Source organism: Serratia sp. CY71090 (genome assembly GCF_052166845.1).
Classification (GTDB): Bacteria; Pseudomonadota; Gammaproteobacteria; order Enterobacterales; family Enterobacteriaceae; genus Serratia; species Serratia nematodiphila.
The window spans coordinates 1-24,006 of the sequence record NZ_JBJNOA010000002.1 but is presented as its reverse complement, the minus strand read 5'-3'; the positions used below and the strand labels follow the sequence as shown (position 1 = coordinate 24,006).

Sequence of the window (24,006 nt, the reverse complement as noted above, 5' to 3'; positions counted from 1 at the left end):
CTCAGGGTAAGCTGTTTTTTCTTTTCCTGTGAGCAGAACTCCGGATTTATTGCATGGCGTCAAATCATCAACATACCGACTGGCTCGAACTGCGGCGCGATGACGAAACGGGTATTGAGAGCGTCAACGCCCACTTTCAGGGGCATGCCTACGATCCTCACGATCATGATGAAATGCTGGTGGGCGTCACGCAGCAGGGCTTGCAGCGTTTCAATTGCCACCGTTCGCTGCATACCAGCCGGCCGGGGCGCGCCATGCTGATCGAGCCGGGCGCGGTGCACGATGGTCATGCGCCGCAGGCCGAAGGGTTTACCTATGCGATGCTTTATCTGCCGCAGCGCTGGGTCTCCGACGCGATGCAGCGCCGCGGATTGGGGGACGCTTCAGTGCTGGAGGGCGCTTTCCACAGTACGTTGACCGACGATCCGATGCTGGCGACCGCGATACAGCAGGCTTTTTTTGCGTTGCATCAGAGGGAAGGCCGGCTGGCGCGCGATCAAAGCCTGGACCAACTGCTGACGCTTTTGGCGCGGCATATACGCGTCAGGCCAACGTCCCAAAGCGATGACGCTTTGATTGAGATGAATCGTTTACGGGACTACTTGCACGAGCACATGGCGGATAATCCCAGTCTGGAGGAGCTTGCGCTTCAGTGCGGCCTGGATCGTTTCCGTCTGACTCGCCAATTCACCCGCGCTTTCGGCCAGTCGCCGCATGCTTACCTGATCCGGCTGAGGCTGCGTGCCGCGCGACTGTTACTGGCACAGGGGGAAGAGCCGGCGCAGGTAGCCATGCAGGTAGGCTTTGCCGACCAGAGTCATTTGGGCCGCTGGTTCCGGCGCGCCTACCGTTTATCGCCGGCGGCCTATCAACGCCAGTGCACAAACGTTCTATACCGCTGACTCGCTCATCGCCGATGATGCGCTTTTAAGAGCACAACGGAGTAAAGCGAAACATGTTTGATACCAAGATAGCGTTTATCGTGCGTGACGATCTGCAAACCTGGCAGCGGCTGAACGTGGTGGCCTTTCTGGCGACGGGGATCGCCGCTGCGGCCCCGGAGATTATCGGCGAATGTTACGTGGATGCGGAAGGCAGACGCTACGGCGGCATTTCCGGGCAGCCGATGCTGATTTTCGCCGCGGACCTGCCGGGCCTGCAAAATGCGCATCGTAAAGGGCTGGAACGGGAATTGACGCTGATCCCCTATGTGCACGCCATGTTCTCGACCGGGCACGATGAAGCCAACCGGCAGGTTTTTCTCGCTGAAAACGCGGACAACCTGGATTTGGTCGGCCTGGCGCTGCGCGGGCCGAAGAAAGCGGTGGATAAGGCGATAAAAGGGCTGACGCTCCACGCCTGAGAATACCGTTAGCGCGGTGCGTTTCCAATACGGCGCTTAGGCCTGGAACGTCTGCAGCCAGGCGGCGAATTTTCTCACGATCTCATCGTCCCGATCGCGCAACAGCAGGGAGTAAACGCCGGTTCGGATAGTCAACGCCGGGAAAGGCGACACCAGCCGACCGGACGACAGATGTTTGGCGCAGAACAGGTAAGGTACGACGGCCAGCCCCAGGCCGTCTTCGGCCGCCTGAATGGCGGCGAAGGTATGGTCGAGCGTGAGCGGCGGCGGTGAGGCGTCCAGCGCCGTCGGGTAGGTATTCAGCCAGCTGTGCCATAAATCTTCCCGGGCGCGAATGCGGATGGCGGTATGCCCGGCCAGCCTGGCGGGCGCACTGACCGGCATGGCGCGCAAATAGCTCTGGCTGCAGACCAGCAGGCTGTCTTCCTGCAGGAAAGGGATCGCCTTCAGCCCGGAGAAGTGCGCGGGATCGCGCCGGATCGCCACGTCAAACGGCGTATTGCGATCGACGGCGCCGGTGCTGGTGGTGATATCAACCGCGATCCCCGGATGTATCTCATTGAATGCCGCCAGCTTTGGCATCAGCCAGTGCATGGTAAACGTCGGCAGGCTGTGCACTACCAGCCGCTGCCGGCCGGCGCTCGCTTTCAACGCGCTTTCCGCCGCAAACAATTCGCTTATCACCCGAGACGCGGTGCGCGAAAAATTCTCACCGGCCGGCGTCAGCCGCACGGACTTGTGCGCGCGATAAAACAGCGTGATCCCCAGCTGTGCTTCGAGACTGCGAATATGGCGGCTGACCGCGCCGGTGGTGAGAAACAGCTCATCCGCAGCGGCGCTGAAGCTGCCAAGACGGGCGGCGGCTTCGAAAGCGGGCAGGTGCGGCAGGGAATAAAGTCGCTTCATAGGTTGAGTTTAGCTCAACCAAATGAGGGAGAAAAGATCGTTTGTCGGCCATTGATTTTGCTCATTATTATGGCGCATTCTCCCTTGTCTGTGAGTGTGTCATGCTGACGTTTTCCCCGCCTGTCGCCCGTGTTAGTCGAGTCATCCTCACCCATCGATGGACAGGGAGGCGGCGCTGAGATGCGAGCTTTCTTTCTGCTTTGCGTAAGCCGGGCCGGCCTCTGCCTGGGCACCATGATGTTCGCCGGCGCGCTGCCGACCATCAGGAGCGAGTGGCAGCTCGACGCCGCTTCGGCCGGCACGGTGCAGACGGTGTTCAGCCTGACCAACGCCCTGGCGTTGCTGGTGGCCTCCTGGTGGTGTGATTCGTTGGGCGCCCGCCGGGTTTATCTGCTGTTCTCCTGGCTGGGCGCCGCTGCGTTGATGCTGTTCGCCGTATTTGCCCATTCTTATCTCGGCGCGTTGGTGTTGATGGCCTTCGTCGGTTTGACGCAGGGCGGGGCTTATACGCCGGCGCTGCTGTTGGCGATGGGGATGAACGGTCCGGCGCGGCGCGGTTATGCCATCGGCATGGTGCTGGCGGCCAGTTCGCTGGGGTATTTTCTGTCGGTTTTCATCGCCGGTTGGAGCGCCACGCGCTGGGGCGCCGGCGTGGCGTTTTCTCTGTGCGCCGCCGGTGCGTTACTGGGAGCGCTGGCGGGATCGTTGGCCCTGGTCGGTTATCGGGAACCGCAACCGCGCACGCTGGGGAGGAAGACGAAATGTGAAAGCTATGCTATCACCGATGCGACCCTGCTGTTGCTGATCGGGTATATCGCCCACAGCTGGGAGCTGCTCGGCAACTGGGCCTGGGCACCCAGCCTGGTCAGCGAGGCGTTGAGCGGCTTCTCTCTGGATCCGCTTAGCGCCGGATTGATCGTCGCGGCGGTGATCCACCTGGCGGGCATGGTGGCTACATTGATTGTCGGCACCGTTTCGGACTATTTCAATCGCGCGTCGGTGCTGATGTTTATGGGCGCCGCCGGCGCATTGGGTTCGCTGTTGATGGGATGGTCGGCGAACTGGGGGCCGGGCTGGACGCTGCTGCTCGTCAGCATCGGCAGTTTCTTCATCCTCGGCGACTCCGGGGTGCTGTCGGCTGCGATGGCGGACAACGTGCCGCCGCAACAGCTTGGCAGCGTGATGGGCTGGCGATCGTTGCTGGGGTTCGGCATCGGTTCGTTCGCCCCGTTATCCTTTGGCGTGGTGATGGATACCACCCACAGTTGGGGCGCGTCTTACGCCGTGCTGGCCTGCGGCGGCGGGGTAGCCTGTCTGGCGGCATGGCTGCTTTGGCGACAACATTTGAAATGAGGCACGGGCATCATTAATGAATGGAACATCATCACGCATTATTATCGTGGGCGCCGGGATTGTCGGGGCATCGATCGCCTATCATCTTGCGCGTCAGGGGCAGCGCGTTATCGTCGTTGAGCAGGCGTATCCCGCAGCGGGGGCCACAGGCAGCTCGTTCGGCTGGATCAGCGAAGGCGTACCTGACGGCGCTCCCGACGCGTTTCTGCGGCGCGAGATCGTGGCTGACTGGATGCGCCTGACGCAGGAGATCCCGGAATTGTGGGTGAATTGGTCCGGCGCGCTCAGCTATGGTCAGGCGCCGGCTACGCAAAACCCCGACAATCGGCGTCTGTCCTTAGCCGAGGTGATGGCGCTGGAGCCGGCGCTCTGGCGGCCCGATAGCCAGGCCTATTTTGCGGCGCGCGATGGCGCGGTCGATCCGCAAGAGGTGACACAGCGGCTGCTCGAACGGGTAGGCGCGTTGGGCGGCGAGTTGCTTCTGGGACGTGCGGTCAGCGGATTTCTGCGCGAAGCCGGTGGGCAGATAACCGGCATCGTTACCGATGAGGGCGCGATCGCCGCCGAACGGGTCGTGCTCGCCTGCGGTACGGGGATCTCGGCGCTGCTGGACGGCAGCGAATTCTCGTTGCCGATCGAGGCGTCGCCGGCAATTTTGTTGCGCTATCACGCGGCGGCGCAGGCGGTGAACACGCTGATTGCGGGCGACGACATCGAAGTGCGTCATGCGCAAAATGGCGATCTGCTCGCGGCGGAGGATTATCCCGCTGGCGGCGATGTCAAACACGTGGAAGAGGACGCGCGATCGGCGCTTCAAAACCGCCTGCACGGCTCGGCGCCATTGCAGCTGCAGACGTGTTCGGTGGGGCTGCGCCCCAGGCCGCGCGACGGTTATCCCATCCTCGGGCCGCTGGGCGCCACCTGTCTCTATGTGGCGGTGATGCATCCGGCCGTGATGTGCGCTCCGACTCTGGGGCGGCTGGTCAGCGACGAGCTGCTGCACGGCGTTAATCCCGCCATTCCTCGCGGCTACCGCCCGGCGCGATTCACTGATCGGGCTGCTGGATAATCTTTCCGACTATGGATTAACACCGTAATGCGCTCAACGTTGCAGCGGTTTTTTGCGCCGTCGGCGAGGCTCTTATATATTTATTAGCATGCCTGAGGCAGGTTAGGCATGAAACGGCGGTCGATCGGGCCGCTGCAAGTACGACAGTTAATCCGTTCGCCAAGAGGCTGCGAGCCTGTGCTTTCGGTAGGGACAGCCGCCAATCGTTTCTACGGCGACCGAAGGCGGAGCAGCTACTCACCGGTCACGAGGACACTTACCATGCATAAGAGAACACTGGCGTCACTGCATTACGAAAACATGCCTTACGATGGGGTACACTTTCACATTTTGAAACGGGAGACGCCTGGCCATACGGCGTTGCTGAAGCTGGATGCGGGCAGCCGGCAACCGGCGCGTTTTCATCCGGGCTGGGTGAAACTGATGGTGCTGAGCGGTGAACTGAAGGTTGACGATCAGACGTTGCAACCCCATGAGATGTTGATCATTCCTGCCAATACCGCTTATACGGTACAGGCCATCACGGAAGTGATTTGTCTGGCGATTTCCGAGCTGGACGGCGCCGAGTTGGCCCGTTGATGAGATAACAACGTTGGATGGAGGAGAGCCTAGGCGCTCTCCCTATCCCTTCAGCAGTAAGCCGTCCCCCAGGCCGAGCTACCTGCTGATTGATGCGTACACCTCCTGATTATGCCACCGCGCTTTCCCTCTCCATCACTTTCGGCCGCGTCGCCCCCGCAACGAGCCGCCATCGCGCAGCGCATGCGCAACGTCATCGCCTCCGTTTTACGCAGAACGATGAAATTTTGGTGTAAATAGTGAGTTTCTTCGCATAAGGCCCCTGGTGTGGCTTGCGAGAACGTCACTATATGGAGGATCATGCGCTCCCTCTATCAAATAAAAGACATTCGCGTTATCAAAAGGGACAAACGATCATGGGATTCGAAGTCGACAACGCCGAAACGAAACGCATTGACCTCAGCAGCCACGAAAACTCCTCGTTCGAGGTGACGGGGCTGGTGAAACACTATCCGGCGGGCTTCGTCATTCCTTACCACTCGCATAAACGCTGTCATTTGCTCTATTCGCAACAGGGCGTTATGGCGGTCGAGGCGAGCAGCGGTCGCTGGATCGTGCCGCCCACCACCGCGGTTTGGTTGCGGCCGGGGGTAGAACATCAGATCGTCATGCAGAGCAACATCTGCGTTTACGGGATTTTGGTCGATGAAATCACCGCCGCGCGTTTGCCGCTGCGCGACGGCGTATTACAGGTTTCACCGCTGTTGCGAGAACTGATCGCCCAGTTGGCGACGCTGGCGCCTGAAGGGGCGGAGACCAAACGCAATGCGCTGCTCAGAGCGTTGTTCCTGGAGGAGCTGAGCCTGCAGCCGCAGCTGGCGCTGCATCTGCCTTGGCCGGTAGAGGCGAGAATGGCCGAAATTTGCCGGCAGTTGGTCATCACACCGGCCGACGAACGCGGTATTGAGGCCTGGGCCGATTCACTGTCGATCAGCGTAAAGACCTTTCAACGCCACTTCAGCCAACAAACCGGCATCACCTTCGGCCAGTGGAAACAACGCCTGCGGCTGTTGTCGTCCATTCCGCTGCTGCTGGCCGGCAACTCGATCATCCACGCCGCCTTCGAAAGCGGTTACGAGAGTCACAGCGCCTATTCGGTGGCGTTCAAAAAACTGTTTGGCGTTTCGCCTTCGCGCTTTACGCTATAGCCTTATGGCATAGCGCGCTTCTCCTATAGATTGAAGCAACCTAATGACGTATAAAGCAAAGCAGTCAACTTCCGAGGCCGCGTCCCGTGATAAAAATTGTCGTGTATCTGATTCTCGCCGTGACGATCGCCATTATTGCGGCAAGAGTCCTCTTTCGTTTGCCGGATATTTCCCAACGTTCACCGCAGGCGGCGTTGCCGGCGGATCCTGCCGCGCTATTGCCGGCGCGGGCCGCCGAACTGATGGCGGCGCATCCGGGCCTGAGCGGCGTGGTGCCGCTGGTCAGCGGCCACGATGCATTCGCCAGCCGCCTGGCGCTGGCGCGAATGGCGGAAAGGTCGATCGACGCCCAGTATTACATCTGGCATAACGACACCTCCGGGCAGATCCTGCTGAAAACCCTGTATGACGCCGCCCAGCGCGGCGTGCGCGTGCGGCTGCTCTTGGACGATAACGGCGTCGCCATGGACGAGACCCTGGCGGCGCTGAACGCCCAGGAAAACGTCGAGATCCGTCTGTTCAACCCATCAACCGTGCGCACGCCGAAGTTGGCCGGCTACGCCTTTGACTTTATGCGCATGAACCGGCGCATGCATAACAAGTCTTATATCGTCGATGGCGCTGTGGCGATCATCGGTGGCCGCAACATCGGCGACGAGTATTTCCAGGTCGGCGACGAAAACTATTTCCTCGATCTCGACGTGTTGAGCGTCGGTAACGTGGTGGCGGAAACCGCCGAGGTCTTCGATCGCTACTGGAACAGCGCCTCGGTGTTTGGCGTTGAGCAAATTATCCGAGGCAAAGGCAATCTTTCTGCTTTCCTGACGCAGGCCACCGCGACCGAAAGCAGTGACCGGGCCCGCAAACTGGCGGTGCAGCTGGAAACCAGTGCGGTGCGCTTTCGCGATGGCGCCGTGCAGCCGGAATTCACCCAGGTCGAGCTGGTGGCCGACGATCCGGCGAAAGGGTTGGGTAAGGCTTCGCGCGATCGTTTGATGGTGACGCAGCTCAGCAAGATCATCGGCGGCGTCAACCAGCAGTTGGAGCTGGTTTCCGCCTATTTCGTGCCGGGCCGGGAAGGGGCGAGCTTTTTTGAATCGCTTGCCAAACAGGGAAAATCCATCCGTGTGCTGACCAACGCGATGAACACCACCGACGTGCTGGTGGTCCATGCCGGTTACGCCAAATACCGCCGCGATCTGCTGCAGGCGGGGGTGGAGCTGTTCGAGCTGAAATTGCGAGCTGGCCAACCGACGGGGCGCAAGGAGCTCAAACCGCTGGGGCTGTCCGGCGCGGCGCTGCACGCGAAAACCTTCGCCATCGATGACAAACGGGTGTTTATCGGTTCGTTCAATTTCGATCCGCGCTCGGCGCACCTGAACTGCGAAATGGGCTTTTTGATCGACAGCCCGACGCTGGCGGCCGACACCCGCCAACTGTTTGATGGCCCGCTCGAGTATGCCGCCTACCGGCCGACATTGACGCCCAAGGGCAAAATGGTGTGGAACGAAGCCTTCGAAGACGGCCACACCGAGGTGCACCAGCAAGAACCCGGCGCCGGCTGGGTAAAACGCATCGTTCTCACCGTGGCCGGCTGGCTGCCGATCGAGTGGATGTTGTAATGGCGTGGGGGTAGGGAAAAGGAGGGTACGCCGGTTTTGGCCGGCGAGCCTTGCGAGGTTCAGTAGGCAAGCCTGTCGCGGTGCTTGCGGATAAACGCCCTTAGCCGCATCGGCTCCCTCTCCGCAATCTGCGGGAAATTATCGAAAACCTCGTCGTACCTCGGAATGTTGCTGGCCGCTACGCGGTGAAATTAACTAATTTTTATAAATTTGTTTGTTTTTTATTTCGATTAAAATCGTTTTTATTTTAAATAAAGTTGTAGGCATCAATAATGGCAGCTAATGTTTAAATGAGATTTTCGTTGAGATCATTCTCAATGGGCTAGTTAAGTCCGAAATTAACTGTGTGGGTTAAATTTAATTTAGAGTGGGGCTTAAATGAAATTAAATATTTTTCTGCCAATCGCTATTTTTGGCTCTTTTTCAAGTGTAGCTATCGCTGACAGTTTTAACCTGGAAAACCCAGATGGTTTGCACTATCAGCTAAAGTATGGACAGACGGTTGTCAAAGAGGGCAAAGACACAAGATTCTATGATGCACGAAATCCTGTCTCTCCACAGGAAAGTATTTTAATCTCCGTCGAAGATGAAAATGGTACTCGCATTGCTGAAAAGTCAGTGCCATCATCCCTCCATGGAAATAGTCAAGGGTGTAACTATTCAATGATTGTTACATCACATCATGGCTGGAGAATCACTGGGAATTGCATTAAAACAGAAGGCAACTACAAACCTGATGCACCACATATCTATACGGTAGAAAATAATTCAAAGAAAAAAGTTTATCCGGCTTTTTCAGTGGATAAGACCAATAACTTTTCTTCAGATTCTGTCTTAGGATATCTAAACCCCCATGAAAAACGATTGTTCTCAGTAAGTACCGATTACTGGAAGGCAACATCGATTAAAGAACACTCAATGATTCAAGTTGGCTTTTATAATCCTTTCACAACAAAATACATTCCGTGCAGTGATAAAACTGAAGAGATTGATAAGGATAGAGTCTTCACACTCAATGAAGATTTGACCTGCTCTGTAAAATAATAGTTTTCATATCAGTTCCCGAGGCCAGCTTTGAGCTGGCCTCATCCAGAAAAGGCGCAGCGACCGCAACCGCTGCGCCCGGTGTTACCTGCTGATCGTCTGCTGCAGCGCTTGAACGGAAGAGGCGATGCCGGCATCGACCGACATGGTCAAGTCTTCCATCTCCAGCGACACCCAGTCGTTGTAACCCATCATGCGCACCACCGAGAAGAATTCCTTCCACCACTGCAGATCCCGGCCGCAGCCGACGGCGACATAGTTCCAGGCCCGGCCGGCCACCTCGTCTATCGGTTTGGTCTCCAGCAGCCCGTTGATCTCGACGACGCCGCGCTCCAGGCGCACGTCCTTGCCGTGTACATGGTGAATAGCGGGGCCGAGGGCGCGAGCCACCGCGATGGGATCCGCCCCCATCCAGATCAAGTGGCTGGGATCGAGGTTCAGGCCCACCATTGGGCCAACGGCCTCGCGCAGCCGGAACAGCGTTTCCGGGTTCCACACCAGCATGGCGCTGAAGTTTTCCAGCGCAAAGCGCTCGACGCCGCACGCTTTGGCTCGGGCGACCAGCGCCTGCCAATAGGGGATCGCCACCTCATTCCATTGATAGTCCAGACAGTTTTTCACCGTAGGCGGCCAGCTGACGGTATAGGTGATCCAGTTGGGGATGGTGTCATGCGGGCTGGCCGGCGGCAGGCCGCTCATCATCACGATCTTCTTCACTCCCAGCAGGCCGGCCAGCTCCAGCGTATTGTCGGTTTGGCGCAGATGACGCTGCCCCAGCTCGCCCGGATCGAGCGGATTGCCGGAGACATTGAGCGCGGCGATCTCCATGCCGCGGCTGGCCAGCGCTTGCTGCAGCCGCCGGCGTTTGTCGGGGTTGACCAGCAGTTCCTCGGTATCCAGATGGGGCGCCGGGGACCAACCGCCGGTGGTCATCTCCACACCGCGCACCCCCAGCTCCAGCAGCCGATCCAGCATCGGCTCGAAGGGTAAATGGCTCAGGCAGTCGGTACAGAACGAAAGTTTCATGGTGCTTTCCTTATTGGTAATTAACCCAGGTGGCGCCGTTGTCGGCGGAACGAACACAGTTCTCAATCCAGCGCACGCCTTCCAATCCGGCATCGATATCCGGATAGATCAGCGCGGCCAGCGTCTGCCGATCGCCGCGCTGACTGGCGCTGATGGCGATGGCGAACTTGAGGTAAATATTGGCCCAGGATTCGGCCAGCCCTTCGGTATGCAATGCGCCGAGCCGTTCCTCGGCCAGCGCGCTGTCGTCCAGATAGGGCATGCCGTGGTGCAGCGTCTGGCTGGGCCGCCCCTGGATCTCATAGCGTAATTCGCCGGGTGTGGAATCACTCCATTGCAGGCTGGCGCGTGAGCCCACCACGCGGATGCTTTGGCTGTCCATCGCGCCCGCGTTGATGGCGGAGGCCCACATGCGCCCGACGGCGCCGTTTTCGTAGTGCATCAGCACCATGGCATTGTCTTCCAGCGGGGCGCGGGAAGGGATAAAGCTCTGACGATCGCACAGCAGGGAGGCTATTTTCATGTCGGGCATGACCAGCTGTGAGATGTAGAAGGTGTGGGTAGAGATGTCGCCCAGCACAAAGGAGGGGCCGGCGATTTTCGGATCGACGCGCCACTTTTGCGCCTCGAACGTGTCCGCGCTTTCATTGGCGTTGAAGCCATGGGTGTACTGCAATTCGACCATGCGTATTTCGCCGATGTCGCCGTTCGCGATCATGGCGCGCATCTGCATCAGCAGCGGATGCCCGGAGAAGCCGTAGGTCACCCCGACGATCAGGCCTTTCTCCGCCGCCAGCGCCTTGATTTCTCTTGCCTCCGCCGTGGTAAAGAACAGCGGCTTTTCGCAGATGACATGCAGGCCGGCATTCAGCGCGGCGCGCGTAATTTCATAGTGGGTGCCGTTAGGGGTGGCGATGGTCACCACCTCAACGCCATCTTCGCGGTTGGCCTCTTGTTTCAGCAGCTGTTGATAGTCGTCATAGCAGCGTTCGGCGGGCACACCGAGATTGACGCCAAACTCACGTCCGCGCGCCGCGTCGATATCAAAAGCGCCGGCAACCAGCCGATAGGCGGTATTGTCGCGCAGTGCGCCGGAACGATGCTTGTAGCCCACCTGGCTGAGGCGGCCGCCGCCGATCATCGCCCAACGCAGCGGGCGAGGGATGCTTCTTTCACCATTTAACATGCTGACTCCTGATATTGTGGTATTGCACTCGGGTGCAAAATGGGTTGAAAAGAGAGTGGCAACGGTTTATTTCTGGTTCATCTGTGCAAATTGCGGGTAGTTTTCTCGCGTCACGGTGGCATAAGGCACCCAGTTGTAAGACTCGGTTTTGGCGCGATCCAACATCGCTCGGGTCACTTGCACCGCGCCGATCGCCTGGGCTTTGGCATCCTGGAAAATGGTCACCGCCAGGTCGCCATTTTTGATAAATTGCAGGCCGTCGGGCGTGCCGTCGATACCGGCAACCAGTACGCCGTTCTTTTTGGCCTGCTTCAGCGCCATGATCGCGCCGATGGCCATCTCATCGTTGTTGGCGGCGATCGCATCGATCGGTACGCCGTTCAGCAACCAGCCGGAGACCACGTCGACCGCTTCATTGCGCTGCCATTTGGCGGTCTGTTTCTCTACCACGTTCAGGTCTTTGTGTTTGGCGATCACCGCCTCCACCGCGCGGGTGCGTTCGCGGGTTTCTTCGTTGGAGAGGGCGCCCATCAGGATCGCCACGTTGCCGCGGTAATTCATTTTTTTCGCCAGGGCCTCCATCTGCAGGCGGCCGCTGAGCGCCGAATCGGAGCCGACGTAGGCCGTCGCGCCGCTCAGCGGCACTTCGGGTTTGCGGTTGACGAAGATAAGGGGGATAGCGGCGCGTTTGGCGGCCGCTATCATCGGCTGGACGCCTTGCGTATCAACCGGGTTGAGGATAATGGCGTCCACGCCCTGATTAATCAGATCGTCTACCTGCTGCACCTGCAGGGCGACATCGCCTTTGGCATCGACGAACTGGCCTTGCAGCTGTTGCGCAGCCAGTTCTCGCGCCATTTGGCTGCGCAGGATGGAGACAAAGTTGAGATCGAAATTGGCCAGCGCCACGCCGACCTGATAGCTCTTGGCCTGAGCGGTCACGACAAACAGCGAGCAGGCTAACATCAACAGCAGTCTGGTTTTTTTCATTACGGTATCCTGTTGAGAAGAGAGGTGTTATGTAAAAACAGCGTTTCTGCAACCGGGTGCAAATCAGAAGAAAAAACGGCGATGAGTCTCTGAATGCCACCGTGAATGTCGGCCATGGATAAAATTTGGTCAACAGGGGAAAGGTGAAAATAGCGCGGACGATCACAAACTCTTTACTTTTTGCACCCGGTTGCACAGCAAATTGCAATCGGGTGCAAAAGCGATACATAATTGCAGCTGATATGCCGGCAGGCGCTTAGGGGATCTGAGCGAGCAGGGTATAGTTTAACTTCACCGAAGCAGGGATCGACGCAACCATGAAAAAACACCACAAAGCCACCGCCAGCGACGTCGCCGAAAAGGCAGGCGTCTCTAAATGGACGGTATCGCGAGCCTTTACGCCCGGTGCGTCGATCTCGGACAGCGCGCGTGATAGCGTGTTGGCGGCGGCGGCCGAGCTGGGCTATCGGCCAAACCTACTGGCGCGCAGCCTGTCGCAAAAACGCACGCACATCATTGGCGTGGCCATCGACGAGATGAAGAACCCGCATTCGATGATGATGCTCGATATGGTCACCAAACAGCTGCAAACTCGCGGTTATATGGCGCTGCTTCTGAACATCACTGCGGGGGAAAACTACCGGGCGGTGATGGCGATGGCCGATCAGCTGCAGGTCGATGGCATTTTGTTCCTGGCGACGGTGTTAACCAAAGAGTGGGCGGCGATCGCGCAAGATCTGCATCAGATCCCGCTGGTGCAGGTATGTCGCAATACGGAAAGCGAACACATTGATGTGGTCAATATCGACGGCTACCGCGCCGGCGAAGAGATCGCTGCGCTGCTGATAGAACAAGGGCATCGGCGCTTTGGTTACATGAAGGGGCCGGACACGCAAAGCAGCCATTTGCTGCGCATGGAAGGCTACCGCGACAGGCTGATGGCCGCCGGCTTTCGGCTGGATCGGGTGCTCACCGCCGGCCACTACGATCGCCAACGCGGTTTCCAGCTGATGAGCGAATACCTGCAGGCAACGCCGGAAAGCGAGCGGATTGAGGCGCTGTTCTGCGAGAACGACGTGCTGGCGCTGGGGGCGCTCGAAGCGCTCAGGCAAACGGCGCCGTCGTCCGCGATGGCCGTGGTGGGCTTCGACGATATCGATGAGGCCGGCTCAGCCAATTGGGCGTTGACCAGCTATAGCCAACGCATCGACCGGCTGGTTGAAGAAGCCTTGAATCGCCTGATCGACAATCGCGCCACGGCAGACGGCGCCTGGCGGCATGGGGAGCTGCGGGTTCGGCGGTCGCATGTGAAGCAAGACAGAATTCAGATCGCTGATTGAGCTCATGGCGGATAACATTTCCGCCATGCAAAAATTATGGCGTTTCATCTGGCACTGAGATAAGCCAGGGTGTAGCTGAGCCATTTTTTATGGCTTCAATATAATTTTCTGCCAAAATCTGATTTTTTGCAGATATTTCACAGAACATTACCAGCTGGCCGAATAGTTCAGTATCATCATTGATTTCATTAGGGATTGCTTCCGGAACGAATGTAACTGCGCGTTTAGATAACGTTCGCACGGTGAATTTTTTACCAATGACAGGTAGGTCATCAAACGCATTAACACCTATCTCAAGTGAATTTAGAGAGGGTGAGTAGACGGCATACCAAGATTTTTTATAGCAAAAAATGTCGCTTTTGAATTTTGGCATTTCTTTGAAATCAATTGAGTTTTCCGTTTTTATTCGCTTTATGGCAGCTAATATATACTTTTTCGTTGAGTATACATCCTTGATTAAGATGGCAACACATAAAGAAAAAAAGCCTGCTGCAATAAAAGAAAATATGGCAATCAGAATGCTAGTGCCAGAAAGGTCTGAATTTAATAAGAAAATTATAACAATGCCGATAACTAGAGAGGAAGCTATATTTATCAACCCATCTTTGCTTTTTATTTCCTTCTTGAACTTCACAATAAAATAAATTAATGCAACAAAGACTAAACCATAAAAAAAGAGTAGTGACCGATCGGGCATGATTCCATTCGCCAAAAAATTGATATTACGTTTAATTTATAGTAATGGTTTAAAATAAGCAATGTCAGGTTTGATTTTCAACCGTTATGGCAGGAGTCACATCAACTCAAATCTGACCCTGTGTGAGTTTCTTGTCTCCAGATTTTACGTAGCGCGATCAAAAAAGAGGGCATTTTGACCTGTTTTGCAGAGTTGCTGAATCTAATCCAGATGCTTGAAGTTGAACTGCATCGGCCAATGGTGCGCCGCGATCCGCGGCGCGTCGCGGCATTGCTGCATGAAGACTTTGAAGAGATTGGTCGTTCAGGGCTGCGTTATGACAAACGCCAAACCGTTGCGGCGCTGGAAATGGAAACTGAACATCCGCAGATTTTTGCCGAAGGTTTTAAGCTGGCGCAAATCAGCAAAGGCGCCGTGTTGCTGACGTATAAAAGTTTTCAGCGTGATGCGCAGGGCCACGCCGTTCGTTGCACCGAACGTTCATCGATTTGGCTTCTGACAGCCAAGGCAGGTTGGCAAATGCGGTTTCATCAAGGCACGCCGACTGATGAGTGATTGCATTTAAAAGCGGCCTAGTGGCAGTAAGCCTGGCGGTAAAACGGGATGTCAGAGGGATGGATAGCGTTGAAGGTGAGGCGGGAGATAATGTGCAGGGCTAAACCCGGTACGTCTCCAGTGATTAAATTTAACATAATATACATTATGCGCACCTAAGTGCGGGTATGTAGATTATGCGTCCAGGCCTGATTCATGGGGTTTCTTCTGTGGCCAACCAGGCCAGCGCCAACTGCTCGTGCCGTTGAATAAATTAGTTTTTCAACCGGCCATAAGCCGCTGGGTTTTGCCGGCAGTCTTCTGCTGCCTGGTATTTGATTGCCGCGTATTGCTGAGCAACACCATGATGCTTGCGCAGATAATCTCTGAACGCCAAATGCCCGATCGCCTGTTCACTTCCCGCAATAAATGCATGCACGTGATGCGTGCGTTTGCCGTTTCCCTTGATGTCGTAACGCCTGCCGGCAATGCCGTTCTCGCCACGCGGCGTATATCCCATGTCACGCATCCTGTCATTCAAGCTATCCAACGCCGGCAGACTTTCAACCTCCAGCAATATATCAATCGTTGGGATCGTGATGATGCGCGCTGACATTTTCCACTCCAATAATGATGACCGGGCATGGTTTCCAATGGCGCATACCTGCCGATATTGGCCAAAAATCCCCTGCTTTTTTGATCGCGCTACGTGAAATCTGATAAAACGTGGCGGCTACAATACTGCAGATTTCTCCCAAACGCGTCATATAAGCGGGCAGTATTTGCACGCTAAATGCGCATTGGCGCGCGTTTCATCACTTTCGGCGCCCACTACGGCGTTGGCTATACTGAATGGGAATATTCCTCCATGCTCCAGGAGCCTCTCCATGTTTGATCATGTGAAATTTGGCGTCAGCGACTTTGCCCTCAGCAAAGCGTTTTTCCTCAATGCGCTGGCGCCGCTGGGCGTAAAGATCGTTGCCGAAGGCGAGCCCGGCTATGGCGTCGAACTTTGTCCCGATCGGGGTAATGTGTCATTGTGCCTGTTTCAAACCGACGAAAAGCCGGCACACCTACACCTGGCATTTGTCGCAAGCAGCCGTGAGCAGGTCGATGCGTTCTACCACGCCGCGCTAAAAGCCGGCGGCAAAGACAATGGCGCGCCCGGTTTACGGCCCAATTACCATGCCCACTACTATGCGGCATTTGTGATCGCCCCGGATGGCCACAATATCGAGGCAGTTTGCCACAATCCGATGGACTAGTGATTTTTCCAGTTAAAACAGCATATTAATCACGAGGTAACGCATTGGATTTAACATAACACAATTGTGACATCGTCACTTAAAGTTACCCCGTCACGTCAATCCATTCTGCTCCGGTGATGCCGGCCAGCCGCTGCGGCGCAATTCTCACGCCTGAGTTATCGCTGCCGCCTGCCGGAAGCACTTCACTGTAGCTGCACAGGCTGCGATCGCAGTAAACTCTCACCGTTGCCGGAGCGGCAAAGGGGCAAACGCCGCCGGGCGGATAGCCGGTCAGCGCCTCCACCTCCTCCGCCGGCAGCATGCGTGCCTTTACGCCAAAAAATTGCTTGTACTTCTTGTTATCGATTCTGGCGGTTCCCGCCATCACCAACAACACCACGCCGTCGTTCACGCGAAACGAAAGCGTCTTGGCTATCTGCCCGCCCTCCACGCCAAAGGCTTCCGCCGCCAGCGCTACCGTCGCGGTGTTCTTTGCCAGCACCGTCACCGCCGTTTCCGGCGCGTGCTCGGCCAGAAATCGCTGAACGCGCTCTACACTCATGCCCTTCCTCCAGATGTGGCTAAGCCATTGATAATGCCGTAGTGACGGTTTCGGTTTTAACATCGCATGCTAAAAATGAGAATCAAAATTGTTCAAATCGGTGAATCTGAACAAAGCTTTAAGGGGCCAACGCCTTTTTTATCTATCATTTTTCATGGAGATAACCGTATGACCACGCAAACGACAGCAAGGCCTTCAGCGGCCGCGGTGGCCGTCTATGAATGGCTCAATCCGATACCCTACGGATTTTTTACCGCGGCGCTCATTTTCGACATCATCTATGCCTGCACGGCGAATATTCAATGGGTCAATGGTGCCAGTTGGCTGATCGCCATCGGCCTGATTTTTGCCATTATTCCCCGGCTGATTAACCTGGTGCAGGTGTGGTTCGGCAGCGGCCGGCTACAGGGCTCATCGGTCAAGCTCCATTTCTGGCTGAATCTGTTGGCCATCGTTCTTGCCATTATCAACGCTTTCGTGCATAGCCGGGATGCGTATGCCGTGGTGCCGCAAGGCCTGGTGCTGTCTGCGATCGTGGTCGCGCTGCTGAGCTTCGCCAACATTCTGCTGGCCGTGAGCGCCCGCGCAAAATAAGGAGGTTTTCATGAAGCTATCATCCATTGCGATTGCGCTTTCGGCCGTGTTGGCGCTGGTCGGCTGCGATAACAGCGCCGTCATTTCGCCGGAACAACAAATGGGGCCGGATCCGGCGTTGCCGGCGGCGCAAGACTTCCTGATGCCGCCGATGCAGGTGCCAAAGGGCGTGGGCTGGCAGCAAAACCAGATGCCAAAAGTCGCCGAAGGCTTGAAAATTGACAAGGTGGCAGACGGTTTGCTGCACCCGCGTCAGTTGCTTACCCTGCCCAACGGCGATGTTTTGGTGGTGGAGGCCAACGGGCCGGGCACCGAAGCGGTCAGCACGCCCAAGCAGCTGATCGCCGGATTGGTTAAGGGCAAGTCAGGTAAAGGGGGAAAAGGCGGTAACCGCATCACCCTGCTGCGCCCAACCGCCGACGGCAGTTGGGAAAAGCATGTCTTCCTCGAGGGGCTCGATTCTCCGTTCGGCGTTCAGCTGATTGGCAACACCCTGTATGTGGCCAACACCGGCAATATCATGCAGTACGCCTATCAGCCGGGCGAAACGCGCATCAGCGATCCGGGTAAAGAGCTGGCCGATCTGCCGGACACCATCAACCATCATTGGACCAAGGCCCTGCTGGCCAGTCCGGACGGTAAAAAGCTGTATGTCGGCGTCGGCTCCAACAGCAACATCACCGAAAATGGCCTGGCCGTAGAGTACCGGCGCGCCGCCGTGTTGGAAGTGGACACCGCCTCCGGCGCCAGCCGCATCTTCGCCAGCGGCCTGCGCAATCCGACCGGGCTGCAGTGGGAACCGCACAGCGGCAAGCTGTGGGCGATTGTCAACGAGCGTGACGAGATCGGCGCCGATCTGGTGCCGGACTACCTGACCTCGGTGCAGGACGGCGGCTTCTACGGCTGGCCTTACAGCTATTTCGGCCAGCACGTCGATCGTCGGGTACAGCCGGCGCGGCCGGATCTGGTGGCGAAAGCCATCAAGCCGGACTACGCCCTCAGCTCGCACGTCGCGCCGCTGGGGCTGCTGTTCTACACCGCGAGCGCTCTGCCGGCCGACTATCGCGGCGGCGCCTTTGTCAGCGAGCACGGCAGTTGGGATCGCTCGCCGCTGAACGGCTATCGGGTCAGCTACGTGGCGTTTGAGCAAGGCAAGCCGGTCGGTAAACTCAAAGCGGTGGTCACTGGCTTTGTCTCCGACGACGAGAAGGAACTCTATGGCGCACCGGTTGGATTAGCGGTCGATAGGGCTGGCGCCCTGCTGATTGCGGATGATGTGGGCAATACCGTTTGGCGCGTCAGCGCTAAATAACGTTAACGTGCAGGTTCCGAAGAACCTGCACGTGACATTGTCACTCAATGCTTTGCGCCAACCAGACCGTTCTTCCCCCGCAGGCGGGATCTTCCACCACATGATCAACCACGCGGAAGCCGTTCTCCTGCAGCAAGCGCGTATACTCCTCAGGCGCCAGGCTGGCGTGAAACAGCGGCTGGCCTTCGAAATTGCCGATCGCCACGCCGTCTTCAGGGCCGCTGGTGAACATCAGTGCGGCATTCGGCTTGGCGTGCCGCCTGAACAGTAGAAACATGCGGCGCTGATCGTCGCGCGCCAAATGGAAGAAGCTGTCCCAGGCCAGCAGGCCGTCGAATCTTGTCGCCAGATTCAGCTGGCGCATATCCATCTGCCGCCACTCCTGCTGTGGAAAACGCTGCCGGCAGCGCGCGATCATCGCCTGCGCACCGTCGATGCCGGTGACTCGATACCCTTGTTCGATAAAATAGGCGGCGATCGGCGCGCCATTGCCGCAGCCGAGATCGAGCAGCCGCGCATTGGCCGGGGTAAGCTGTAAAAAGCGGTCGAGCCACGGCCGCTCAAACAGCGTGGTGGGTCTGAGGCGTTCCCAGGCGGCGGCATGTGCGTCATAAAGCGGAATAATCGTGCTCGCCAGTTCTTCCGTCATTAATATTTTCCCCGTTATGTTATTGGCGCAATAAAAATAGCCTTTGGTCAAAATTAACGCGCTTGTCCGATAATATATTCATCAACAGGCCGTTGACCAGAAATAAAAGGTTTTAACATTTCGACATAAACCAGTACAATTCCCTACCCTGTGTTAACCCTTTTTTTAGGTTGATTGTGTCGTTAATTCAGCCCCATGCATCGCGAAATCGGGCCGCCGCCTGGTTAGGGATGTTTGCCATTCTGATGTTGTTCATTGCGCCAGTGATCTCGCGATCCCTGGAGCATGCGCGCGCCGGAAGTGCTGGAACGACCGTCATGGCGGATTGCGGCATGGATATGCCGATACATCACGAGATGCACTCGCCGCCGCCTGAACCTGAAAAAGCCGCGCAGCCGCTGATGCAGCACGGCGGCGGCCACCACAACATGGCGATGATGATGGACGACAGCGCCTGCGGCTACTGCGTGCTGTTGTTGCATGCGCCGCTGCTGGACGTGAGCCACGCCCCGCTGTTCTGGTCCCTGCCGCTGGCTTCACGCCCGCCGCCGATCCACTATCTCGTTCCCCTGTTTGCCCACGTCGTTCACACCGAATTACAGCCGCGCGCGCCGCCCGTCTCTTTCCTCTGATTTAACAATAAGCCCATTGCCGTTCTCTGTATTGCCGTTGATCGCTTCAACCCGGCGGAATTAATTCGCCCAATGGTTAATCATCGAGACGACATTATTAGCCCGGTTATTTCCGCGTTCAGGGAATTACCCCCCCGTATTTACCGATGGTGATTTTCGCCAGGCCTCCCCACGCCTGAATAATCCCTCGGCCAAGAACGGAAAAGAGTTAGCTTAAGGAAAGATGATGTTTAAACCCGTTTATAAAAAGAACGCCGCCGCCCGCGCCATCACCGCCGCCATGCCGCTGTTCCTGCTGGCTGGCCACGCGGCGCAGGCGCATCAGCACCCTGCCGACACACAGGTTAATGATGGCGACGTGATCACCGTCACCGCACCACTCTACTCTCCGCTGACCATCGTGACGTCACCGAAAACTCCGCGTCAGCCGGTGCCGGCCAGCGATGGCTCGGACTACCTGAAAACCATTCCCGGTTTTTCTCAGATCCGCAACGGCGGCACCAACGGCGATCCGGTGTTCCGCGGCATGTTCGGTTCGCGGTTGAAGATCCTCACCGACGGTTCGGAAATGCTGGGCGCCTGCCCATCGAGAATGGATGCGCCCACCTCTTACATCTCGCCGGAAAGTTTCGATCTGCTGACCATCACCAAAGGGCCGCAGACGGTGCTGTGGGGGCCGGGATCGTCGGCGGGCACCGTGCGTTTTGAGCGTGAACGCCCACGCTTCGACAAGCCGGGCGTCAAGGGCAACGCCAGCGTGCTGACCGGCTCCAACGGCCGCTGGGACGAGAATATCGACGCCAGCCTCGGCGCCGAGCAAGGTTACTTGCGGGTGATGGCCAACAAATCTCGTTCCAACGATTATCAGGACGGCACCAATACGCGCGTGCCGTCGCGCTGGGACAAGTGGAACGGCGATCTGGCGCTCGGCTGGACGCCGGATGCCGACACGCTGCTGGAAGTGACCATGGGGCGCGGCAACGGCGAAGCGCGCTATGCCGGCCGCAGCATGGACGGTTCGCAGTTCAAACGCGAAAGCCTGGGCATGCGGGTGGAAAAATCCAACATCGGCGAGGTGCTGGATAAGCTGGAAGCGCAGGTCTACTACAACTACGCCAACCACGTGATGGACAACGTCACCCTGCGCTCGCCGGGCAGCGGCGGCATGGGTGGGCACGGCGGCCATAGCGGCATGAGCATGGGCGGCCATGGCGGGCATATGATGTCCTCCGGCATGACGATGCAGCTCGATCGCCGTACCGTTGGCGGCCGCGTGATGGGCACCTGGCAGTGGCAGGACGTGAAGCTGGAAAGCGGCCTGGACACCCAAACCAACACCCATCGCAGCATGAGCCGCGGCAGCTGGGAAAAAGACGCCCAGTTCAACAGCTACGGCGCCTTCAGCGAACTGACCTGGTCCACCAGCGAACAGGATAAACTGATCGGCGGCGCGCGTCTCGATCGCACCCTGGTGGAAAACTTCCGCAACGGCGGCGATGCGGAGCGTTCCGACACCCTGCCGAGCGGCTTTATGCGCCTTGAGCACACGCTGGCCGAGCTGCCGCTGATGCTGTACGCCGGCGTCGGTTATACCGAGCGTTTCCCGGATTACTGGGAGCTGTTCTCGCCGAAGCTCGGCCCGAACGGCAGCAAGGATCCGTTCTCCAGCGTCAAGAGCGAGAAAACCACGCAGCTTGATATCGGCGCGCAGTACAACGGCAAGCGCTTCAACGGTTGGGTCTCCGCTTACCTGGGCCGCGTCGATGATTTCATCCTGTTCAAATACGCTCCGCACAACGCGCGCCTCAGCCAGGCCGACAACGTCAACGCCAACATCATGGGCGGCGAAATGGGCATGGGCTACCAGCTGAGCGAACACTGGAAAACCGACGCCAGCCTGGCCTACTCCTGGGGTAAAAACACCCGCGACGGCCGCCCGCTGCCGCAGATCCCGCCGCTGGAAGCGCGCCTGGGGCTGACCTACGAGTACGGCGACTGGAGCGGCACCGGCCTGTGGCGTCTGGTCAGCAGCCAAAACCGCGTGGCGATCAACGAAGGCAACGTGGTGGGCAAAGACTTTGCCGAAAGCGCCGGCTTCGGCGTGCTCTCCGCCAACGCCGCCTACAAGGTGAATAAAAACGTCAAGCTGAGCGCCGGTCTGGATAACATCCTGAACAAGACCTACAGCGAGCACCTCAACCTGGCGGGCAACAGCGCCTTCGGCTATTCGGCCAACAGCGCGGTGAATGAACCGGGCCGCACCCTGTGGGCCAAGGTTAACGTCACCTTCTAAGCTATTCACCGGGCGATGGATAACCGTCGCCCGGTCAGGCGATATGCGATCCGGTTCTTAGGATATGAGTTTTAAGTTTTTCCCATTCGGTTAGGCGGCGATTACTATCATTCTCAGGTTAATCATTGCCCCGGAGGGAATATGCAAAAGATCACTCGTTTTCTGGCCCTGCTCGGCGAGCTGATGATCGAAAAAGCCGAAGACACCGCACCACAGGCTGCCCAGCCTGACGATTGTGACGACGCGTTGCCACCGCGCCTTGAGCGTGGCGTTCCGCTGGCCGACCGCTTCCTGTTCATGTAATTTCCCTCGCTGTTTCCGCTCACACTGAACGCACGATATGTTCGCGCAGCCACTGGTGAGCGGGATCCCGATGCGATCGTTCGTGCCACAGCATAGTCATTTCAAAACCCGGCACCGCCAACGGCGGCTTGAGTTGCTGCAATAAAGGGTGGTTGCGCGCCAGCCGCTCCGGCAATATCGCCACCAAATCGGACTGCGTCAGTACCGAGATAACGAAGAGAATTGAGCAGCGCGATACGGCGGCCTAGGCCGATACCCCGGGCCAGCGTGAGCATCATGTCTGGCCCGGGAGAGTGAGTGCAACAAGAAAAGCAATAAACGTTTCGGCCGAAGGCATGGGGTTATCACCGGCGAGTCATAGGAGACGGTAATCATATTCCTCCCCGGACATTCGCAACAGCACTATCAGGCGCATCAGGGGCGTGTCGTTAATTCAGGCCGGCGAGAAATGCCCGATAGCCCTGCGCGCTGCTGTCCAGCTCGTGCTGCTGAACCTGCTCTGCCGCCCCGTCCGAAGCGGCTTCCTTGCCGTAAAAGGCAAAGAACGAAGCATAGTCGGCCCGCACGTAACCGGCGGTGACTTCAAACGGCCGGAAGATTTCCTCCAGCGAGTAGCGATAACGCCCTTCACGCGCGTAATCTTCTGCGCGCACGCCCGCCGTGACCGCCAGCGCCAGTTTCTTGTTCTGCATCTTATAGCCGCTGCGGGAACCGTAGGCCCAGCCGTAGGTGAGCACGTCGTCCAGCCATTTTTTCAGCAGCGGCGGGCTGCTGAACCAGTAAATCGGGAACTGCAGCACGATGTTGTCATGGGCTTCGATCAACTGCTGTTCTTTGGCGACGTCGATCTGCCAGTCCGGATAGGCCTGATGCAGTTCGTGCACGGTATACAGCGCCGGATAGCGACGCAGTTCCTCCAGCCAACGTTTATTGACCACCGAGTTCGCCATATCGGGATGGGTCACGACCACCAAGGTTTTCATACTGAGTTCTCCAGTCAGGTGTTTCGACGCATCTTAGGGTATGCTGACAGAATGTAAAATACGCACACTCACGACACATACTTACCCTGGAGAAAGTGTAAATGACCGCCGAATCCCGCTGCAGCCCAACGGGCATCAGCCTCGAAGACACCGGCTATGGCTATACGCTGTCGGTGATCAACGGCAAATACAAAATGATTATTCTTTACTGGCTGGCGCTGTATAAGCCGGTATTGCGGTTCAACGAACTGCAGCGCTGTATCGGCACCATTTCGTACAAGACGCTCAGTTCGACGCTTAAAGAGCTGGAAAAAGATCGGCTAGTGGTGAGAAAGGAGTATCCGCAGATCCCGCCCAAGGTGGAGTACAGCCTGTCCGAGCGCGGGCGTTCGCTGATCCCGGTGATCGACATGATGTGCCACTGGGGCGAACAGCACCGGCCGGAGCCGCCGGTGCCATAAGGGGTTAATTGTCCGCCGCCGCTGAGGTTGCCGGAGCGGGTTCATCGTGCTCGACCAACGCGTCTGCCGGCCGGCACTGGCGGGGGGGGGGGGGGGGGGGGGGGGGGGGGGGG

General features: G+C 57.6%; 26 protein-coding genes and 2 pseudogenes. 17 read left to right on the top strand and 11 right to left on the bottom strand.

Annotation, left to right across the window (positions count from 1 at the left end):
• Positions 1-53: 53 nt before the first annotated feature.
• Both ACJ8OK_RS05720 and ACJ8OK_RS05715 read left to right on the top strand, forming a co-directional pair.
• Positions 54-902 carry an AraC family transcriptional regulator gene (locus ACJ8OK_RS05720; RefSeq protein ID WP_015377873.1) on the top strand — a complete coding sequence of 283 codons (849 nt, stop codon included), beginning with the start codon at positions 54-56 and terminating at the stop codon, positions 900-902.
• 53 nt (positions 903-955) lie between these two features.
• Positions 956-1,363: a DUF2000 domain-containing protein gene (locus ACJ8OK_RS05715; RefSeq protein ID WP_049241007.1), complete on the top strand. Its 408-nt coding sequence runs from the start codon at positions 956-958 to the stop codon at positions 1,361-1,363.
• Positions 1,364-1,399: 36 nt separating this feature from the next.
• On the opposite strand, the gene ACJ8OK_RS05710 is transcribed toward ACJ8OK_RS05715, so the two are convergent.
• Positions 1,400-2,269 (bottom strand): LysR substrate-binding domain-containing protein, encoded by an 870-nt coding sequence (locus tag ACJ8OK_RS05710; protein ID WP_033633038.1) that lies wholly within the window; start codon positions 2,267-2,269, stop codon positions 1,400-1,402.
• A gap of 180 nt (positions 2,270-2,449) precedes the next feature.
• Between ACJ8OK_RS05710 and ACJ8OK_RS05705 the strand changes: the two genes are divergently transcribed.
• The 6 genes from ACJ8OK_RS05705 to ACJ8OK_RS05680 all read left to right on the top strand — a co-directional run bounded on the left by ACJ8OK_RS05705 (position 2,450) and on the right by ACJ8OK_RS05680 (position 9,084).
• The gene (locus ACJ8OK_RS05705) at positions 2,450-3,622 is read left to right on the top strand and encodes an MFS transporter (RefSeq protein WP_342139034.1); all 1,173 of its coding nucleotides are present in this window, start codon (positions 2,450-2,452) and stop codon (positions 3,620-3,622) included.
• A gap of 16 nt (positions 3,623-3,638) precedes the next feature.
• Entirely contained in the window at positions 3,639-4,691 is a 1,053-nt protein-coding gene (locus ACJ8OK_RS05700) for an NAD(P)/FAD-dependent oxidoreductase (RefSeq protein ID WP_197763559.1), read from the top strand.
• Between the two features lie 261 nt (positions 4,692-4,952).
• Positions 4,953-5,270, top strand: coding sequence for a cupin domain-containing protein (locus ACJ8OK_RS05695; RefSeq protein WP_015377878.1), 318 nt, complete (start codon positions 4,953-4,955; stop codon positions 5,268-5,270).
• 356 nt (positions 5,271-5,626) lie between these two features.
• Complete coding sequence (locus tag ACJ8OK_RS05690) at positions 5,627-6,418, top strand: AraC family transcriptional regulator (RefSeq protein WP_004937878.1); 792 nt, start codon at positions 5,627-5,629, stop codon at positions 6,416-6,418.
• An 86-nt stretch (positions 6,419-6,504) separates the two neighbouring features.
• On the top strand, positions 6,505-8,040 hold the full coding sequence (locus ACJ8OK_RS05685; RefSeq protein WP_085336899.1) for a phospholipase D family protein: 1,536 nt from the start codon (positions 6,505-6,507) through the stop codon (positions 8,038-8,040).
• Positions 8,041-8,418: 378 nt separating this feature from the next.
• Positions 8,419-9,084 (top strand): hypothetical protein, encoded by a 666-nt coding sequence (locus ACJ8OK_RS05680; RefSeq protein WP_134942534.1) that lies wholly within the window; start codon positions 8,419-8,421, stop codon positions 9,082-9,084.
• Positions 9,085-9,168: 84 nt separating this feature from the next.
• On the opposite strand, the gene ACJ8OK_RS05675 is transcribed toward ACJ8OK_RS05680, so the two are convergent.
• The 3 genes from ACJ8OK_RS05675 to ACJ8OK_RS05665 all read right to left on the bottom strand — a co-directional run bounded on the left by ACJ8OK_RS05675 (position 9,169) and on the right by ACJ8OK_RS05665 (position 12,286).
• Entirely contained in the window at positions 9,169-10,110 is a 942-nt protein-coding gene (locus ACJ8OK_RS05675) for a sugar phosphate isomerase/epimerase family protein (RefSeq protein ID WP_442530443.1), read from the bottom strand.
• 10 nt (positions 10,111-10,120) lie between these two features.
• The gene (locus ACJ8OK_RS05670; RefSeq protein WP_033633035.1) at positions 10,121-11,296 is read right to left on the bottom strand and encodes a Gfo/Idh/MocA family protein; all 1,176 of its coding nucleotides are present in this window, start codon (positions 11,294-11,296) and stop codon (positions 10,121-10,123) included.
• 66 nt (positions 11,297-11,362) lie between these two features.
• On the bottom strand, positions 11,363-12,286 hold the full coding sequence (locus ACJ8OK_RS05665) for a substrate-binding domain-containing protein (protein ID WP_021503698.1): 924 nt from the start codon (positions 12,284-12,286) through the stop codon (positions 11,363-11,365).
• Positions 12,287-12,603: 317 nt separating this feature from the next.
• On the opposite strand from ACJ8OK_RS05665, the gene ACJ8OK_RS05660 reads away from it, so the two are divergent.
• Positions 12,604-13,626, top strand: coding sequence for a LacI family DNA-binding transcriptional regulator (locus ACJ8OK_RS05660; protein WP_033633034.1), 1,023 nt, complete (start codon positions 12,604-12,606; stop codon positions 13,624-13,626).
• Between the two features lie 34 nt (positions 13,627-13,660).
• Here the strand turns inward: ACJ8OK_RS05660 and ACJ8OK_RS05655 are convergent, their stop codons facing one another.
• Complete coding sequence (locus tag ACJ8OK_RS05655; protein ID WP_049277824.1) at positions 13,661-14,323, bottom strand: hypothetical protein; 663 nt, start codon at positions 14,321-14,323, stop codon at positions 13,661-13,663.
• A 174-nt stretch (positions 14,324-14,497) separates the two neighbouring features.
• Between ACJ8OK_RS05655 and ACJ8OK_RS05650 the strand changes: the two genes are divergently transcribed.
• Positions 14,498-14,878 (top strand): nuclear transport factor 2 family protein, encoded by a 381-nt coding sequence (locus ACJ8OK_RS05650; RefSeq protein WP_033633032.1) that lies wholly within the window; start codon positions 14,498-14,500, stop codon positions 14,876-14,878.
• A gap of 253 nt (positions 14,879-15,131) precedes the next feature.
• Here ACJ8OK_RS05650 and ACJ8OK_RS05645 read toward each other — a convergent pair whose 3' ends face one another.
• Positions 15,132-15,473: a GrpB family protein gene (locus ACJ8OK_RS05645; RefSeq protein WP_050501253.1), complete on the bottom strand. Its 342-nt coding sequence runs from the start codon at positions 15,471-15,473 to the stop codon at positions 15,132-15,134.
• A 271-nt stretch (positions 15,474-15,744) separates the two neighbouring features.
• On the opposite strand from ACJ8OK_RS05645, the gene ACJ8OK_RS05640 reads away from it, so the two are divergent.
• The gene (locus ACJ8OK_RS05640; protein ID WP_033633031.1) at positions 15,745-16,122 is read left to right on the top strand and encodes a VOC family protein; all 378 of its coding nucleotides are present in this window, start codon (positions 15,745-15,747) and stop codon (positions 16,120-16,122) included.
• An 85-nt stretch (positions 16,123-16,207) separates the two neighbouring features.
• Here ACJ8OK_RS05640 and ACJ8OK_RS05635 read toward each other — a convergent pair whose 3' ends face one another.
• A complete protein-coding gene (locus ACJ8OK_RS05635; protein WP_411260725.1) occupies positions 16,208-16,666 on the bottom strand; it encodes a YbaK/EbsC family protein in 459 nt (152 codons plus the stop codon).
• Positions 16,667-16,834: 168 nt separating this feature from the next.
• Between ACJ8OK_RS05635 and ACJ8OK_RS05630 the strand changes: the two genes are divergently transcribed.
• Both ACJ8OK_RS05630 and ACJ8OK_RS05625 read left to right on the top strand, forming a co-directional pair.
• On the top strand, positions 16,835-17,260 hold the full coding sequence (locus ACJ8OK_RS05630) for a DUF2231 domain-containing protein (protein WP_021503704.1): 426 nt from the start codon (positions 16,835-16,837) through the stop codon (positions 17,258-17,260).
• Positions 17,261-17,270: 10 nt separating this feature from the next.
• The gene (locus tag ACJ8OK_RS05625) at positions 17,271-18,572 is read left to right on the top strand and encodes a PQQ-dependent sugar dehydrogenase (RefSeq protein WP_048323501.1); all 1,302 of its coding nucleotides are present in this window, start codon (positions 17,271-17,273) and stop codon (positions 18,570-18,572) included.
• Positions 18,573-18,612: 40 nt separating this feature from the next.
• Here the strand turns inward: ACJ8OK_RS05625 and ACJ8OK_RS05620 are convergent, their stop codons facing one another.
• Positions 18,613-19,221, bottom strand: coding sequence for a class I SAM-dependent DNA methyltransferase (locus ACJ8OK_RS05620; RefSeq protein WP_033633028.1), 609 nt, complete (start codon positions 19,219-19,221; stop codon positions 18,613-18,615).
• A 230-nt stretch (positions 19,222-19,451) separates the two neighbouring features.
• Here ACJ8OK_RS05620 and ACJ8OK_RS05615 point away from each other — a divergent pair, with 230 nt between their 5' ends.
• The 3 genes from ACJ8OK_RS05615 (at position 19,452) to ACJ8OK_RS05605 (ending at position 22,449) form a co-directional block, all read left to right on the top strand.
• Positions 19,452-19,853, top strand: coding sequence for a DUF2946 domain-containing protein (locus ACJ8OK_RS05615; RefSeq protein WP_072010104.1), 402 nt, complete (start codon positions 19,452-19,454; stop codon positions 19,851-19,853).
• Positions 19,854-20,079: 226 nt separating this feature from the next.
• Positions 20,080-22,146 carry a TonB-dependent copper receptor gene (locus tag ACJ8OK_RS05610; RefSeq protein ID WP_033633027.1) on the top strand — a complete coding sequence of 689 codons (2,067 nt, stop codon included), beginning with the start codon at positions 20,080-20,082 and terminating at the stop codon, positions 22,144-22,146.
• Between the two features lie 141 nt (positions 22,147-22,287).
• The gene (locus ACJ8OK_RS05605; RefSeq protein ID WP_411750373.1) at positions 22,288-22,449 is read left to right on the top strand and encodes a hypothetical protein; all 162 of its coding nucleotides are present in this window, start codon (positions 22,288-22,290) and stop codon (positions 22,447-22,449) included.
• A 19-nt stretch (positions 22,450-22,468) separates the two neighbouring features.
• Here the strand turns inward: ACJ8OK_RS05605 and ACJ8OK_RS05600 are convergent.
• The 3 genes and pseudogenes from ACJ8OK_RS05600 to ACJ8OK_RS05590 form a co-directional block, all read right to left on the bottom strand.
• Positions 22,469-22,669: pseudogene (locus tag ACJ8OK_RS05600) on the bottom strand (LysR substrate-binding domain-containing protein); the annotation flags it as partial.
• Positions 22,665-22,786: pseudogene (locus ACJ8OK_RS05595) on the bottom strand (LysE family translocator); the annotation flags it as partial. The pseudogenes ACJ8OK_RS05600 and ACJ8OK_RS05595, both read right to left, overlap by 5 nt.
• A gap of 91 nt (positions 22,787-22,877) precedes the next feature.
• Complete coding sequence (locus ACJ8OK_RS05590; protein WP_131164679.1) at positions 22,878-23,432, bottom strand: NAD(P)H-dependent oxidoreductase; 555 nt, start codon at positions 23,430-23,432, stop codon at positions 22,878-22,880.
• 101 nt (positions 23,433-23,533) lie between these two features.
• On the opposite strand from ACJ8OK_RS05590, the gene ACJ8OK_RS05585 reads away from it, so the two are divergent.
• A complete protein-coding gene (locus ACJ8OK_RS05585) occupies positions 23,534-23,893 on the top strand; it encodes a winged helix-turn-helix transcriptional regulator (RefSeq protein WP_004937947.1) in 360 nt (119 codons plus the stop codon).
• Positions 23,894-24,006 lie beyond the last annotated feature (113 nt).

Bases quoted from the DNA above. Each gene is read 5' to 3' on its own strand.
- ACJ8OK_RS05680 (WP_134942534.1), top strand. From the start codon at position 8,419: ATGAAATTAAATATTTTTCTGCCAATCGCTATTTTTGGCTCTTTTTCA.
- ACJ8OK_RS05615 (WP_072010104.1), top strand. From the start codon at position 19,452: ATGTTTGCCATTCTGATGTTGTTCATTGCGCCAGTGATCTCGCGATCC.
- ACJ8OK_RS05590 (WP_131164679.1), bottom strand. From the start codon at position 23,432: ATGAAAACCTTGGTGGTCGTGACCCATCCCGATATGGCGAACTCGGTG.
- ACJ8OK_RS05605 (WP_411750373.1), top strand. From the start codon at position 22,288: ATGCAAAAGATCACTCGTTTTCTGGCCCTGCTCGGCGAGCTGATGATC.
- ACJ8OK_RS05710 (WP_033633038.1), bottom strand. From the start codon at position 2,269: ATGAAGCGACTTTATTCCCTGCCGCACCTGCCCGCTTTCGAAGCCGCC.
- ACJ8OK_RS05625 (WP_048323501.1), top strand. From the start codon at position 17,271: ATGAAGCTATCATCCATTGCGATTGCGCTTTCGGCCGTGTTGGCGCTG.
- ACJ8OK_RS05705 (WP_342139034.1), top strand. From the start codon at position 2,450: ATGCGAGCTTTCTTTCTGCTTTGCGTAAGCCGGGCCGGCCTCTGCCTG.
- ACJ8OK_RS05690 (WP_004937878.1), top strand. From the start codon at position 5,627: ATGGGATTCGAAGTCGACAACGCCGAAACGAAACGCATTGACCTCAGC.
- ACJ8OK_RS05660 (WP_033633034.1), top strand. From the start codon at position 12,604: ATGAAAAAACACCACAAAGCCACCGCCAGCGACGTCGCCGAAAAGGCA.
- ACJ8OK_RS05585 (WP_004937947.1), top strand. From the start codon at position 23,534: ATGACCGCCGAATCCCGCTGCAGCCCAACGGGCATCAGCCTCGAAGAC.
- ACJ8OK_RS05715 (WP_049241007.1), top strand. From the start codon at position 956: ATGTTTGATACCAAGATAGCGTTTATCGTGCGTGACGATCTGCAAACC.
- ACJ8OK_RS05695 (WP_015377878.1), top strand. From the start codon at position 4,953: ATGCATAAGAGAACACTGGCGTCACTGCATTACGAAAACATGCCTTAC.
- ACJ8OK_RS05670 (WP_033633035.1), bottom strand. From the start codon at position 11,296: ATGTTAAATGGTGAAAGAAGCATCCCTCGCCCGCTGCGTTGGGCGATG.
- ACJ8OK_RS05665 (WP_021503698.1), bottom strand. From the start codon at position 12,286: ATGAAAAAAACCAGACTGCTGTTGATGTTAGCCTGCTCGCTGTTTGTC.
- ACJ8OK_RS05645 (WP_050501253.1), bottom strand. From the start codon at position 15,473: ATGTCAGCGCGCATCATCACGATCCCAACGATTGATATATTGCTGGAG.
- ACJ8OK_RS05620 (WP_033633028.1), bottom strand. From the start codon at position 19,221: ATGACGGAAGAACTGGCGAGCACGATTATTCCGCTTTATGACGCACAT.
- ACJ8OK_RS05640 (WP_033633031.1), top strand. From the start codon at position 15,745: ATGTTTGATCATGTGAAATTTGGCGTCAGCGACTTTGCCCTCAGCAAA.
- ACJ8OK_RS05675 (WP_442530443.1), bottom strand. From the start codon at position 10,110: ATGAAACTTTCGTTCTGTACCGACTGCCTGAGCCATTTACCCTTCGAG.
- ACJ8OK_RS05720 (WP_015377873.1), top strand. From the start codon at position 54: ATGGCGTCAAATCATCAACATACCGACTGGCTCGAACTGCGGCGCGAT.
- ACJ8OK_RS05630 (WP_021503704.1), top strand. From the start codon at position 16,835: ATGACCACGCAAACGACAGCAAGGCCTTCAGCGGCCGCGGTGGCCGTC.
- ACJ8OK_RS05700 (WP_197763559.1), top strand. From the start codon at position 3,639: ATGAATGGAACATCATCACGCATTATTATCGTGGGCGCCGGGATTGTC.
- ACJ8OK_RS05610 (WP_033633027.1), top strand. From the start codon at position 20,080: ATGTTTAAACCCGTTTATAAAAAGAACGCCGCCGCCCGCGCCATCACC.
- ACJ8OK_RS05655 (WP_049277824.1), bottom strand. From the start codon at position 14,323: ATGCCCGATCGGTCACTACTCTTTTTTTATGGTTTAGTCTTTGTTGCA.
- ACJ8OK_RS05635 (WP_411260725.1), bottom strand. From the start codon at position 16,666: ATGAGTGTAGAGCGCGTTCAGCGATTTCTGGCCGAGCACGCGCCGGAA.